The 12,876-nt window shown below is 74.1% G+C and carries 12 protein-coding genes; 5 read left to right on the forward strand and 7 right to left on the reverse strand.

Annotated features, from left to right (window positions below):
* The first annotated feature begins 93 nt into the window (after positions 1-93).
* On the forward strand, positions 94-579 hold the full coding sequence (locus ACH4C6_RS11405; RefSeq protein ID WP_398108331.1) for a cation:proton antiporter regulatory subunit: 486 nt from the start codon (positions 94-96) through the stop codon (positions 577-579).
* A 6-nt stretch (positions 580-585) separates the two neighbouring features.
* The gene (locus ACH4C6_RS11410) at positions 586-1,833 is read left to right on the forward strand and encodes a cation:proton antiporter (RefSeq protein WP_398108332.1); all 1,248 of its coding nucleotides are present in this window, start codon (positions 586-588) and stop codon (positions 1,831-1,833) included.
* A gap of 36 nt (positions 1,834-1,869) precedes the next feature.
* Here the strand turns inward: ACH4C6_RS11410 and ACH4C6_RS11415 are convergent, their stop codons facing one another.
* From ACH4C6_RS11415 to ACH4C6_RS11430, 4 genes are all read right to left on the reverse strand, one after another.
* Positions 1,870-2,451: a hypothetical protein gene (locus ACH4C6_RS11415; protein ID WP_398108333.1), complete on the reverse strand. Its 582-nt coding sequence runs from the start codon at positions 2,449-2,451 to the stop codon at positions 1,870-1,872.
* An 81-nt stretch (positions 2,452-2,532) separates the two neighbouring features.
* Complete coding sequence (locus ACH4C6_RS11420) at positions 2,533-4,236, reverse strand: RecQ family ATP-dependent DNA helicase (RefSeq protein WP_398108334.1); 1,704 nt, start codon at positions 4,234-4,236, stop codon at positions 2,533-2,535.
* Positions 4,237-4,341: 105 nt separating this feature from the next.
* Positions 4,342-5,478: a winged helix DNA-binding domain-containing protein gene (locus ACH4C6_RS11425; RefSeq protein WP_398108335.1), complete on the reverse strand. Its 1,137-nt coding sequence runs from the start codon at positions 5,476-5,478 to the stop codon at positions 4,342-4,344.
* 200 nt (positions 5,479-5,678) lie between these two features.
* A complete protein-coding gene (locus tag ACH4C6_RS11430; RefSeq protein WP_398108707.1) occupies positions 5,679-6,929 on the reverse strand; it encodes a PP2C family protein-serine/threonine phosphatase in 1,251 nt (416 codons plus the stop codon).
* 197 nt (positions 6,930-7,126) lie between these two features.
* Between ACH4C6_RS11430 and ACH4C6_RS11435 the strand changes: the two genes are divergently transcribed.
* Positions 7,127-7,477: a hypothetical protein gene (locus ACH4C6_RS11435; protein ID WP_398108708.1), complete on the forward strand. Its 351-nt coding sequence runs from the start codon at positions 7,127-7,129 to the stop codon at positions 7,475-7,477.
* Positions 7,478-7,494: 17 nt separating this feature from the next.
* On the opposite strand, the gene ACH4C6_RS11440 is transcribed toward ACH4C6_RS11435, so the two are convergent.
* Positions 7,495-8,589 (reverse strand): glutamate--cysteine ligase, encoded by a 1,095-nt coding sequence (locus ACH4C6_RS11440; RefSeq protein WP_398108336.1) that lies wholly within the window; start codon positions 8,587-8,589, stop codon positions 7,495-7,497.
* Positions 8,590-9,094: 505 nt separating this feature from the next.
* Between ACH4C6_RS11440 and ctaD the strand changes: the two genes are divergently transcribed.
* Entirely contained in the window at positions 9,095-10,807 is a 1,713-nt protein-coding gene (ctaD, locus tag ACH4C6_RS11445) for a cytochrome c oxidase subunit I (RefSeq protein WP_398108337.1), read from the forward strand.
* The gene (locus tag ACH4C6_RS11450; RefSeq protein ID WP_398108338.1) at positions 10,804-11,184 is read left to right on the forward strand and encodes a hypothetical protein; all 381 of its coding nucleotides are present in this window, start codon (positions 10,804-10,806) and stop codon (positions 11,182-11,184) included. Before ctaD ends, ACH4C6_RS11450 begins: the two co-directional genes overlap by 4 nt.
* A 74-nt stretch (positions 11,185-11,258) precedes the next feature.
* Here ACH4C6_RS11450 and ACH4C6_RS11455 read toward each other — a convergent pair whose 3' ends face one another.
* Together ACH4C6_RS11455 and ACH4C6_RS11460 are read right to left on the reverse strand one after the other, a co-directional pair.
* Positions 11,259-11,792, reverse strand: a complete 534-nt coding sequence (locus ACH4C6_RS11455) for a hypothetical protein (RefSeq protein WP_398108339.1) — start codon at positions 11,790-11,792, stop codon at positions 11,259-11,261.
* A gap of 106 nt (positions 11,793-11,898) precedes the next feature.
* Positions 11,899-12,807, reverse strand: coding sequence for a LysR family transcriptional regulator (locus tag ACH4C6_RS11460; protein ID WP_398108340.1), 909 nt, complete (start codon positions 12,805-12,807; stop codon positions 11,899-11,901).
* Between the last annotated feature and the right edge of the window lie 69 nt (positions 12,808-12,876).

Raw genomic sequence — 12,876 nt, forward strand, 5'->3', positions numbered from 1 at the left:
ATGACCTCACCGGCCGGATCCGGGCGTCCTCCCGGGCACGGCCCCCGCCGGCGAGCCGACCGGGACGCGCACGCCGACCCGAAGGGGACAGCCATGAGCGCGCCACGCCTCAGCAGTACGCCGTTGCCGGGCATAGGCGTGCGCTACGACCTGACGACCCGGGACAGCCGCCGCCTGTCGGTGGTCGCCCACCGCGACGGCCACCGCACCCTCAGCGCCTATCGGGAGGACGACCCGGACGCCTGCGACCTGTCGGTGCGGCTGACGGCCGACGAGGCGGCCACCCTCATCGACGCGCTGATGCCGGCCCACCACACACCCAACCTGCTCTCCACCACCGACCTCGGACTCGTCGCCGAGCGAATAGAACTGCCCGGTGCCTCGCACTGGAACGGGCGGCTGCTGGGCGAGTCCCGGATCCGCACCGACACCGGCGCGTCCGTCGTGGCGGTGCTGCGCCGGGCGGACGCCGTCCCCTCCCCCGCCCCGGACTTCCGGCTGGCCGGCGGCGACATCCTCATCGTCATCGGCACCCGCGAGGGTGTGGAGGCGGCCGCCGCGATCCTCGGGCGGGAGTGACCCGCCGTGCACGACTCCGCGGTGTTCCTGATCGAGTTCGGGTGCCTCATCCTCGGGCTCGGACTGCTCGGCCGGATCGCCGGGCGCTTCCGCTTCTCACCGATCCCGCTGTACCTGCTGGCCGGGCTGGCCTTCGGCAAGGGCGGTCTGCTGCCGCTGGGCGCGAGCGAGGACTTCGTGGCCATCGGCGCGGAGATCGGCGTCATCCTGCTGCTGCTCATGCTGGGCCTGGAGTACACGGCGGCCGACCTCGTCACCAATCTGCGCACCCACTACGCGGCCGGGCTGGCCGACGCCGTCCTCAACGCCCTGCCGGGGGCCGTGCTGGCCCTGCTGCTGGGCTGGGGCCCGGTCGCCGCCGTGGTCCTGGCCGGGGTCACCTGGGTGTCGTCCTCCGGCGTCATCGCCAAGGTCCTCGGGGACCTGGGCCGGCTCGGCAACCGCGAGACGCCGGCCATCCTGAGCATCCTCGTCCTGGAGGACCTCTCCATGGCGGTCTACCTGCCCATCGTCACGGCCCTGCTGGCCGGGGTGGGCCTGGCCGCCGGCGGTGTGACCCTCGCCATCGCCCTGGGGGTGGCGTCCCTGGTGCTCGTCCTGGCGGTGCGCTTCGGCCGCCACGTGTCCCGCTTCGTCTCCAGCGACGACCCCGAGAAACTGCTGCTGGTCGTCCTGGGGGTGACGCTGGTGGTGTCCGGGGTGGCCCAGCAGTTGCAGGTGTCGGCCGCGGTGGGCGCCTTCCTGGTGGGCATCGCGCTGTCCGGGGAGGTGGCCGAGGGGGCGACGAGCCTGCTCGCGCCGTTGCGGGACCTGTTCGCCGCGGTGTTCTTCGTCTTCTTCGGTCTGCACACCGACCCGGCCAGCATCCCGCCGGTGCTGCTGCCGGCCCTCGCCCTGGCGGCGGTCACGGCGGCGACGAAGATCGCCACCGGTTACTGGGCGGCGCGCCGGGCCGGGGTCGGCCGCAAGGGGCGCTGGCGGGCCGGCGGCACGCTCGTCGCCCGCGGGGAGTTCTCCATCGTCATCGCCGGTCTCGCCGTCACCTCGGGCATCGAGCCCTCCCTCGGCCCGCTCGCCACGGCGTACGTGCTCATCCTGGTCCTGCTCGGTCCGCTGACCGCGCGCTGGACCGAGCCTCTGGCCACCCGTCTGACCGACCGCCGGGGCCGCCGGAGGCGGACCGGGCGGACACCGCCGGCTCCCCCCGGGGACCACGAGACGATCGAGGGGCGGGACGCGGTCGGGCGGGCCTGACGCGAGCCCGGCGGCCACGGTGCGGGACGGGATCGTTCAGCCCGTCTTCCAGCCCCGGCGGGTGTCGACGCGCTCCCACTCCGCGTCCCACATCGCCGAGCGCCGCCGGTCCAGGGCCAGGCGGGTCAGCCACAGCGTGCCGAGGACCGTGCCGCCCACGAACGCCCCCGCCAGCACACCGCCCATCGACGCGTGCAGCCACGCCTCGCCGCCGGACACGGGCGGGCCGGTGAGGTCGCCGGCCCGGTTCACCCAGACGGCAACCGTGGAGCCGGCCTCGGCCCGGGGCGGCACGCGGGCCTGCTCCTGGTGGAGGGACCCGTCCGGTGCGGTCCAGCGCACCTTGCCCCACACGCGGTTGTCGTTCGCGGCACGGGCCGCGGACGGGCCCGGCGCGTCCTGCACGAGGACCGCCCGCACCTCGTGGCTCTCCGCCCGCTGCCGTTCGACGGCCCGGTCGACGGCGGCCGCCGCCGCCAGCCCCGCGAGCAGTCCGCCGAGCAGGGCCAGCAGCCACCCGGCGAGCACGACCCAGGCCTCGACGACGTCGACGCGCCGTCGGAGCGGGTTGTGTCGCCACCGCCACCACCGCACGGTCGTGCGCCCGGACGCCTCCATGGCCGACACCCCCTCGTGAGCACCGGCAGCACCCTTCCAGTGTGCTCCCGGAAGTGCCGCGAGGCCCTGTCGAGGGGGCCTTCAATCGGACCAGCGGTCCTCTCCGGGGCGGCGCAGCACCGTCAGCAGGCCCTCTTGGCCGGCCACCGCCTCCAGGGCCAGGGTGCGGTACCCGGCCTGCGCGAAGAAGACGGTGATGCGGTCCTGGTCCTCGCTGAGCACGGTGCCGTCCCCCCACTGCTCGTGCCGCACCTCGGTGCCGACGGGGTAGACGGCCGCGGCCGGGTGCTCGGGCCGCTCGCCGGGCCCCTGCCCGTCCCGGTCCCCGTCGCAGAGGTCGCAGTTGCCGCAGGGCGCCTCGTGCTCCTCCCCGAAGTAGCCGAGCAGGAACTGCCGCCGGCAGCCGGTCGTCTCGGCGTAGGCCCGGGCCATCTCGACGCGGGTGCGGTCCGTGCGGCGGTGCGCCTGCGCCGTGCGCGCAGCCTCCTCCGCCGCCTCCTCGGGGGTCACCCCGCCGGCCGGGCGGATCTCGCCGTCCTCGCCGGTGTCGACGGCCTCCGCCTCCTGGAGGAGGTTCACCGCGGCGGTGACCCGGTTCCTGGACAGTCCGGTGTCCTCGCGCAGTTCGTCGAGGCCGGCGGGGTCGTCGCCGTGCTCGTGGACGGCCCGGGCGACGTCGGACAGGGTGTCGCGGCCGGGGGTGCGGCCCGCGAACCAGGTCTGCATGCCGGTGTCCTCGGACCGGTAGTGCAGCACGGCCAGGGCCGGGTCCCCGTCCCTGCCGCAGCGGCCGATCTCCTGGTAGTACGCGTCCAGCGAGCCGGGCAGCGACGCGTGCAGGACGAACCGCACGTCCTCCTTGTCGATGCCCATGCCGAACGCCGAGGTCGCCACCACCACGTCCGCCTCGCCGGAGAGGAACGCGTCGTGGATGCGCTCGCGTTCGGCCGCGCGCATCCCGGCGTGGTAGGCCTCCGTGGTCAGTCCGAGGGAGCCGAGTTCGCGGGCGAAGTGCTCGCTGTCCTTGCGGGTGCCGGCGTAGACGATGCCGGGCTTGGGCTCCGCCGCGGCGCGTTCGACGACGGTCCGGCGCCGTTCCTCGTCGTCCAGGAAACGGCGGACCTCCAGCCGGATGTTGGGCCGGTCGAAGCCGGTGACCATCAGCCGCGGCCGGCGCATCCCGAGCCGTTCGGCTATCTCCTTGCGCACCGGTGAGGCGGCGGTGGCGGTCAGGGCCAGGACGGGCGGCCGGCCCACCCGGCGCACGGCCTGCTCCAGGCGCAGGTAGTCGGGGCGGAAGTCGTGGCCCCAGGACGACACGCACTGCGCCTCGTCCACGACGAACAGGGCCGGTTCCACCGCGGCGAGCCGTTCCAGCACGTCGTCCTTGGCCAGTTGCTCGGGCGACAGGTACAGCAGCCGGGCCTCGCCCCGCTCCACCGCCTCCCAGGCCTCCCGTGTCCCGGTGGCGCCCAGGTCGGAGTTGATCGCGACGGCGCCCGGCGCACCCTCGCCCTGCGGCAGCCCCGCGATCTGGTCGCGTTGCAGGGCGAGCAGCGGTGACACGACCACGACCGGCCCGGGCAGCAGGACCGCGGGGACCTGGTACACGGCGGACTTGCCGGATCCGGTCGGCATGACGACGAGGGTGTCCTCGCCGTCGAGCACCCATTCCATGGCGGTGGCCTGCTCGGGCAGGAGCGTGTCCCAGCCGAACACGTCGGCCGCGGCCTCCCGCAGGCTCGCGGCCCGGTCCCGTGGCGTCCCCGACCCCTTCCGTCCCATGCCGGCTCCTCGCTGTCTCCGTGCGGACGGCGCTGCGTCGCGTCCGCGGCGCAGCCCTGGGTACCCGCCGGATCGCGTGCGTATCAGGGGTGTGCGGCGGCGGCCTCAGCGCGGGGCCGCGGCGATCCGCACCCGCCCGCGCCCCTCGCCGGGGTCGCCGGAGCCGGCGCGGTCGGCGCAATCCGCGGGGCCGCCGCACAGGAAGGAGGCCAGGGCGCTTCCCTCCTCCCCCACGGCGTCGCGTTCGGCACGGGAGAGGCCGCGCAGCGGGGTGACGTGGACGGTGTCCGCCTCGACGGTCCAGGTCGCGGCGACCCGACCGTCGACGAGGACCAGGCGGGCACCGGCGACCGACAGGCCGCGGTGCGCGTCGTCGATGACGCGGCTGCGGTCGTCGTAGCCGAGGACCGCGTTGTCGAACGCGGGCAGGAACCGCACGGGGGCCGGGGTATCGGGGTCGGGACGCGGCGCGCCGGGAAGGTCGAGGAGTTCCCGGCCGCGCTCGTCTCGGAAGGAGAGCAGTTCACCGCGCAGGGCGCGCGGCAGTCCGGCCAGGCCGCACCAGGCGCGCAGGTCGGCGGAGGCGGCGGGGCCGTACGCGGCGAGGTACCTGCGCACGAGCGCCTGCCCGACGGGGTCGGAGCCGTCCGCGGCCGGTGGGTCGATCGCGCGTCCCAGCCAGGAGGACATCAGGCCGTAGCGTGCGCCGCCCTTGGTCCGCCACAGGCCGCGCGGCGGGAGCTGCACGGTCGGCAGGAGACCGGCGACCAGCATCTCGCCCAGGGGCCGCGGGCCCGCCTGCGGCCAGCGGCCGGCGACGGCCCGGGCCAGTTCGGGCATGGTGCGGGGTTCGCCGTCGGACATGACCTTCTCGCCCGCCGCGGCGAGTTCGCCGAGGTCCACGCCGTCCAGCTCGCGGCGGTAGACGCCCAGGACCCGTTGGCGCAGCATGGCGTCGTGGCGGGCGCGCCAGGCCAGGGCGTCGTCGGCGGTGACCAGGTGGACGGTGCGGCGCATCAGGTGGGTGCGCACCACCCGCCGTGCGGTGAGCAGCGCGGACAGGTCGTCCGGGTCGAACGCCCGCAGCCGCGACCAGAGTCCGGTGAACGGCTCCTGCGGTTCCTGCGCCTGGAGCCCGCCCAGGTGGGCGACGGCGTCGAGCACGGGCAGGCCGGTGCGGTCCAGGAGCAACTGGCGTGCCAGGGTGGCGCGGTTGAGCGCCCGTGCGTCGAGAACGGTCATCTCGGAACCTCGGTCTTCGCGTCGTTCGCCGGCCCGTCGTCCGACGGGCCGGCGGCTTCGCGGCCACTCTGGCAGGCGACGAGGTCAGGTCGTGACCGCAACCGCCGGGTCCACGGTCCGGCGGCACGGGTGCGGCCCGGCCTCGGTCTGCGCGCGGTGCCGGGCCCGCGCGTCCTCGCGTCTGTGCGGCGGTCCTGCCGTCACGGCCCCGGCCCGGACGGCGAGCCGCTGCTGGTCCGCGATGACAGTCCGGTCAGCCCGGCCGCCGTGCCGACCGGCTCCAGGTGCGGTCCGATCCATTCGCACAGCAGGACGGTGGCGTCGTCCTCCAGCCGGCCGTGGTGGTACTCCAGGACGGCCTGCACCAGGCGGCGCAGCGTCTCGGGGACGGGCAGGCCGTCGGCGTGGTGGCGGACGAGGAAGTCCGTGAAGCGCGCCAGTCCGAACTCCCGTCCGCCCGAGCTGCGGGCCTCGGTGATGCCGTCCGTGTACAGGACGATGCGGTCCCCCGGCTGGAGGTGCTCCTCGCACACGGTGGTGCGCAGGCCCAGTCCGGTGCCCATGGGGTGGGCCGGGGGGCAGCGCAGATGGCTGGACCAGCGGCTGTCCCGGATGATGATCGGCGGGTGGTGGCCCCTGTTCACCCACCGCAGGACGCCGGTGCGGGTGTCGAGCGTGGCCAGGATGCCGGTGACGTAGCGCCGGTGGTCGTACTGCTCCAGCAGGGCGGCTTCGACGGCCTCGGCCTTGGCGGCCAGACCGGCCCCCTGACGCCTGGCGCTGCGGCACGCGCCCAGCGCGAGGGCGCCGGAGAGCCCGGCGGCGGTGTCGTGCCCCATGGCGTCGAAGATCGTCAGGTGGACCAGGGGGCCGTCGACGGCGTACTCGAAGACGTCGCCGCTGATGTCGTAGGCCGGTTCCAGGACGGCGGAGATGGTCACCCTGCCGTCCGCGTAGGTGCGCGGCGGCAGGAGGTTCCACTGCATCTCCGCGGCCAGGCTCATGGGCCGGCTGCGCGCGGTCCGGGCCAGCGCGTCGCTGGTGCTCCGCTTGCTGACGATGATCAGTGCGACGAGGCCCGCCAGCGCCTCCATGTCCGCGTGGGCGGCCGCGTCGGCGCGCTCGGCGCTCACCCGCAGCAGTCCGATGCGCTCCGTCCCGTCCAGCAGCGGCACCCACCACTCGAAGGCGTCGCCGCCCGGGGGCGAGGCGGGCAGGACGTCGCCGTACTGGAAGGCCCGTCCGGCGACCGTGCCCTCGACGGGCAGCTCCCGTTCGGCGTCGTCGTCGACCCCACCGGCACCGGGCAGCAGGCGCAGCGTCCGGCGCTGGAGGTCGGCGAGGTAGATCAGCACCCGGCCGAAGGAGGCAGCGCGTGCGCACTCGGTGGCCTTGTCCGGCAGCAGCTCGACCGGCATGAGATGGCTCGCGGCCAGCAGATCGGCGAGCATCCGCCGTCCGCCCTCCCCGCTGTGTTCCCTCACCGTCCCGCCTCCTTCGTTCCCCGGCCGCACCGGACGGACAGGCTCCTGCCGCGCACCGGACGGGCCCCCTCAGGGCCGCGGCGCTCCGCCGCGGAGGCGTCGGTGACCGGCCCTTGGGTACTTCGAGGGTGAACCACCCCCCGCCGCACGTGGAAACGGAGGCCGTGTTGCTGTCCTACTCCCTCACCCGCGGAGTTCTCGTCGTCACTGTCCACCGCGACCCCGGCGTCGGCGGGCGGGCCGAGCTGCTCAGCCGGATCAGCGGCCTCGCCGAGGCGTACCGCCCGGCTCCCCTGGTCGTCGTCCTGGAGGAACCGGCCTCGCCCGCCGCGGTCGGGGTGCTGCTGCGGGTGCACCGCCTGTGCGGCCGGCTGGGCGTGCTGATGTCGGTGGCGTCGCACAGCGCTCCCACCCGCCGGGCCCTGGAGGCGGCAGCCGACCCGGCGGGCACGCGCCTGGTCGTCCACGCCCGTACGGACGTCGCCGTCGCCGCCGCGTACGCCGCGGCCGCCTGAGAGGGGGGTCACCGGCGTCACGGCATCGTGCTCTGGGCGCTGACCAGGTCGGTGACGGCCCGCAGGCCCCCGTGCGCGAGGGCCGCGCGCTGCCGGTCGGCCCCGGTGCCGTCCTGAAGCAGCCGGTGGACCAGGGACGTGACCTGACGGGCGTCGCCCGAGGCGTCGAGGGCGAGGCTCACGTGCCGCAGGAGCTGGTACAGCACGTCGCCCGCGCGGTGCAGGGTGCCGCCGGGGTCGACCAGGGTGTCGCCCAGGCCGTGCCGGGCGGCGTGCCACATCGCGCCCTGGAGCAGTTCCTGGTCGCAGTCGGGGGCGGGCACGCCGGCGTTCGCCTCCGCCAGAGCCGTCTCCACCAGGGCCCGGATGATCGCGGCGAGCATGACCGCCTCGTCGGCACGCAGCTGGACGTCCGGGCAGCGGACCTCGACGGTCGGGTAGCGGGAGGAGAGGCGGGCCTGCCAGTAGAGCTGGCCGACGTCGGTGATCAGGCCGGCCTCCAGCAGCCGCTCCACGCGCCGGTCGTGGTCGTCGACGTCACGGAAGGCCGGGGGCATCCCGCTGACCGGCCACCGGCTGAAGATCACCGTGCGCCAGCTGGCGAAGCCGGTGTCGTGACCGTCCCACAGCGGGGAGTTGGCGGCCATGGCCGTCAGCGTCGGCAGCCAGTGGCGGATCCGGTTGAGGACCTGCACGCCCGCTTCCCGGTCCGGCACGCCGACGTGCACGTGCGTGCCGTTGACCAGCTGCTCGGCGACCAGCTGCGGCGCCTGGGCGACCATCGCGCGGTAGCGGGCCTGGTCGGTGACCGCGATGGGGCGGCCGTGCCGCACCGGGGGTGTTCCGCACACCCCGATCCGGCAGCCGTGTTCCTCGGCCGCTCCGCCCACGGCGTGCCGCAGGCGCAGCAGATGGCCACCGACCTCCTCCAGGGTGGTGCAGACCGGGGTGGCCACCTCCACCTGAGCCTGCAGCAGCTCGTACTGCACCTCCTGGTCGGCCACCAGGCGGCCCACGCCGGCCGCGGCGCGCACCTTGTCCGCCTGGGGCACCGGCAGACCCGTGACCGGGTCGAGCAGCAGGTACTCCTCTTCCACGCCGATCGTCGTCATCGACCACCCTCTGTTCCGCCCGCCCGGCGGGCCGGGGCACCGTACGCCCGGCCTGCGCTCGGTGCGCGGCGAGGACCGCTCTCGCGGGTCACCGAGTGCCGCGGCCCGCACGCGGCAAACCAGGCCGGGGAGGGGGAAACCAGCTTCTCCCGGGAAGGGCGCGTCCGCGAGGTGTGGACGGCGGAGCACGGGTACCCGCGCGCGGCATCCGGCGCCCGCGGGGGCGGTGCCGGCGTCGCACCGGCCCGCCGAAGGGAACGGCCCATGCCGAGGACCGCTCACGCCGAGGACGGCTCATGCCGAGGACCGCCCCTGCCGAGGACCGTCGAGGGGCAGTCGGTCCCGCGCGAACGGCGTCGATCGCACCGCCCCATCGAATGGATCATTCCGCCATTCAGCCCAGGAAAGCATGATGTCGGGCAATGGCGACGAATGAGAGCGATTAGGTTCCTCGGGTCGGATGACCCGTCACCCGTCACGCATTGTTGCTGCCGATAGAGGACTGATGGCGACACACACTGAACCGGTTGCGCCCGTACCCGCGGCGGAGCGCCGCGGCAGGGGGAAGGTGATCGTCTCCTGGCTGACGACCACCGACCACAAGAAGATCGGACATCTGTACCTGATCACCTCGTTCCTGTTCTTCCTGATCGGGGGAGCACTGGCGATGGCGATCCGGGCCGAACTGGCGCGGCCGGGCCTGCAGATCCTGTCCAACGAGCAGTACAACCAGTCGTTCACGATGCACGGCACGATCATGCTGCTGCTGTTCGCGACGCCGACATTCGCCGGGTTCGCCAACGCGATCATGCCGTTGCAGATCGGGTCCCCGGACGTCGCCTTCCCCCGGCTGAACATGTTCTCGTACTGGCTGTTCGCCTTCGGCGGGATCATCGTGATCAGCAGTTTCCTCACCCCGCAGGGCGCGGCCGACTTCGGGTGGACCGCCTACACCCCGCTCAGTGGCGGCGAGCGCACCCCCTATATCGGCGGAGACCTGTGGATCATGGGCCTGGCCCTCGCCGGTTTCGGCACGATCCTCGGCTCGGTCAACTTCGTCACCACGATCATCTGCATGCGCGCCCCCGGCATGACGATGTTCCGCATGCCGATCTTCACCTGGAACGTGCTGCTCACCTCGGTGCTGGTGCTGCTGGCGTTCCCGGTGCTGGCCGCGGCGCTGTTCGCCCTGGAGGCCGACCGCCGGTTCGGGGCGCAGGTCTTCAACCCGGAGAACGGCGGGGCGGTGCTCTGGCAGCACCTGTTCTGGTTCTTCGGCCACCCCGAGGTGTACATCCTCGCCCTGCCGTTCTTCGGCGTGATCACGGAGATCATCCCCGTCTTCGCGCGCAAGCCGATCTTCGGTTACACCGGGCTGGTCGGCGCCACCATCGCCATCGCGGGCCTCTCCGTGACCGTGTGGGCCCACCACATGTTCGCCACCGGCGCGGTGCTGCTGCCGTTCTTCGCCTTCATGACGTACCTGATCGCCGTGCCGACGGGTGTGAAGTTCTTCAACTGGATCGGCACCATGTGGAAGGGCTCCCTGTCCTTCGAGCCGCCCATGCTCTGGGCGGCCGGCTTCCTGGTGACCTTCCTCTTCGGCGGCCTGACCGGCGTCATCCTGGGGTCGCCGCCGCTGGACTGGCACGTCACCGACAGCTACTTCGTCATCGCCCACTTCCACTACGTGCTCTTCGGCACCATCGTGTTCGCCATGTTCGGCGGCTTCAGCTTCTGGTGGCCGAAGATGACCGGCACGATGCTGGACGAACGCCTGGAGAAGATCCACTTCTGGACGCTGTTCGTCGGCTTCCACATGACGTTCCTGGTGCAGCACTGGCTGGGCGCCGAGGGCATGCCCCGCCGGTACGCCGACTACCTCGCCGCCGACGGGTTCACCGCCCTCAACACCATCTCCTCGATCGGCGCCTTCCTGCTCGGCATGTCGACCTTCCCCTTCCTCTACAACGTGTGGAAGACGGCCCAGAAGGGCGAGAAGGTCGAGGTCGACGACCCGTGGGGCTACGGCCGTTCCCTGGAGTGGGCGACCTCCTGCCCGCCGCCGCGGCACAACTTCGTCACCCTGCCGAAGATCCGCTCCGAGTCCCCCGCCTTCGACCTGCACCACCCCGACGTCGCCGTACTGGACCAGGCGGAGAACACCGGACGGCGCGACGCCGTGGAGGCCGAGGGCCACAAGGGCGACCGGCCGTGAGACGCGGCGGGCACGGAGCGCCGGCCGGTGCGACGGGCAGCGGCAGCGGTCTGGCGGAGGAGGCCGAGGGGTATCTCCTCGCCCATACGCACCGCGATCAGGCCCGGCGTGAGGCCGAGGAACTGTGCGCGCGGCTGCCGTGGCTGACCGCGGCCGAGGCCGAGGACCTCACCGTCCATTTCGTCCGGCAGCGGCTCGACGTCAGCCGCCGCCTGCTGCGCGGCACGGTCCGGCGGGCGGCGGAACTGCGCGAGGAGTACGAGGCCCGTTACGCCGAACTGCGGCGCGCTCTGCTCCGGCGCCATGCGGCCGGGGCGTGTGCCGTCCTGGCCTGTGCCGCCACGCTGAGCACCGTGGTCCGCGACCTCACCGGCTGACGACCGGGGACGAACGGGAGCGGGTCGCCTCGATCGCGAGGCGACCCGCTCCTGTTCGTCGCGCGCGGAACGGCTTATCGGGCGTGGGCGTCCCTGCGGGGCAGCGGCCCGACGTCGGCCCGGCGGCCCCGGCGCAGGGCGGCGTGCCGCTGCCCCGGGCCGGGGCCGTTCCGTGCGGCGAGCGCGTCGGCGACGGCGCCGGTGACGAAGGCGTAGACGGCCTTGTGCAGGACGTCCACGACGAGTTCCTTGCGGGGCCAGGTCTGGGGCGGGGCTCCGACGCCGGTCGCGTTCTCGAGGATCTGGTCGTTGGTGAGGCGCACGACCGTGAACTCGGCCGAGGCGACCGGGCCGCGCAGCCCGGCCTGGGCCATCACCGAGCGCAGCACACCGAGTAGGGCGGCCTGGCCGAAGTGCATGGCCCAGTTGACGGGCAGCGGCTGGGTGCCGGGGCGTTCGGGCAGCCCTGTCAGCCGCTGCAGGACCCGGGCGGGCACGTGGGAGTCGGGCCGGCCGGTCACCGCCTGCTCCGCCTTCTCCCCGAGGGTCATCACGACGCCGCCGACGCTACCGGCGACCAGCCCTTGCCACAGTGCGCGCCTGATCATGCGGCGCCGGGTACCCCGGTGCCGCGGGCTTCATCCCGGTTCCCCGCGGCTTCGGCCGGGTGCTGCGGCTTCGGCCGGATGCTGCGACTTCGGCCGGGGCGGCGGCTCACGACTGGGCGGTAGGTCGGGGGCCTTCGGTGAAGGTCTGTGCCAGCAGGTCGGCCAGGGCCTCGGCAGAGGGGTGCGGGGCGCGGCGGGGAGTGAGGGCGTAGATGCCGCGGGTCGGCGCGTCGACGAGGGGCACCGCGGTGACGTCCGCGCGCAGTGCGCCCGTCAGCACACCGGGGACGAGGGCCACGGCGTGGCCCGCGGCGACCAGGGCCAGTTTGCCGAACAGGTCGGCGGCGGCGAGGTCGATGCGCGCGGTGACTCCGGACCGGGCGGCGTGCCGACCGAGCAGCGCAGCCGAACCGTCGTTGTCCTCGGCCCAGACCTCGTCGGCCAGTTGCTCGATGCGCACCGGCCCCCGCCCGGCGAGCGGGTGGTCCGCGGGCAGCACGACCGTCATCTCGTCCAGGCCGAGGAACCGGTGCCCGGCCCGCGGGTCGGTGGGCAGTCCGGGGGGCGCGTCGGTGACGACCGCGAGGTCGAGCGTGCCGGCGAGCACCCGCTCGTGCAGCTCCTGGCTCAGCTCGGGCAGCAGGCTCCAGCGCAGGGTCTCCCGCGTCCGCAGCAGGCGGCGCAGCGCGACCGGCACCAGCCCCGCGGCCAGGGACGGGGTGGCCCCCACTGCGAGGGGTCGGCCGGGCGCCCCGTCCCGGCACTCCCGTACCGCGCGGACGGCCCGGTCCGCCTCGTGCAGCGTGGCCAGCGCGTGGTGGCGGAACACCTCGCCCGCGGGTGTCGGGCGCACCCCGCGCGCCTGCCGCTCCACCAGCGGCACGCTCAACTCCCGCTCCAGCCCGGCGATCTGCCGGGAGACGGCCGACTGGGTGTAGCCGAGCTCGGCCGCCGCCGCCGACAGCGACCCCAGCCGGCACACCGTCACGAACGTCCGCCACGCAGTCAGTGCCATGCCGGGAGTATGCCGGTCCGGCGGGGGCGGCGCGGTGCCGGCCACCCGCCGGGACAGCTCTGCTCTGTG

This window comes from Streptomyces sp. NPDC017943 (assembly GCF_044328425.1).
GTDB classification, from domain to species: Bacteria; Actinomycetota; Actinomycetes; order Streptomycetales; family Streptomycetaceae; genus Streptomyces; species Streptomyces djakartensis_A.

Bases quoted from the DNA above. Each gene is read 5' to 3' on its own strand.
- ACH4C6_RS11430 (WP_398108707.1), bottom strand. From the start codon at position 6,929: ATGCTCGCCGATCTGCTGGCCGCGAGCCATCTCATGCCGGTCGAGCTG.
- ACH4C6_RS11415 (WP_398108333.1), bottom strand. From the start codon at position 2,451: ATGGAGGCGTCCGGGCGCACGACCGTGCGGTGGTGGCGGTGGCGACAC.
- ACH4C6_RS11425 (WP_398108335.1), bottom strand. From the start codon at position 5,478: ATGACCGTTCTCGACGCACGGGCGCTCAACCGCGCCACCCTGGCACGC.
- ctaD (WP_398108337.1), top strand. From the start codon at position 9,095: ATGGCGACACACACTGAACCGGTTGCGCCCGTACCCGCGGCGGAGCGC.
- ACH4C6_RS11460 (WP_398108340.1), bottom strand. From the start codon at position 12,807: ATGGCACTGACTGCGTGGCGGACGTTCGTGACGGTGTGCCGGCTGGGG.
- ACH4C6_RS11440 (WP_398108336.1), bottom strand. From the start codon at position 8,589: ATGACGACGATCGGCGTGGAAGAGGAGTACCTGCTGCTCGACCCGGTC.
- ACH4C6_RS11420 (WP_398108334.1), bottom strand. From the start codon at position 4,236: ATGGGACGGAAGGGGTCGGGGACGCCACGGGACCGGGCCGCGAGCCTG.
- ACH4C6_RS11455 (WP_398108339.1), bottom strand. From the start codon at position 11,792: ATGATCAGGCGCGCACTGTGGCAAGGGCTGGTCGCCGGTAGCGTCGGC.
- ACH4C6_RS11405 (WP_398108331.1), top strand. From the start codon at position 94: ATGAGCGCGCCACGCCTCAGCAGTACGCCGTTGCCGGGCATAGGCGTG.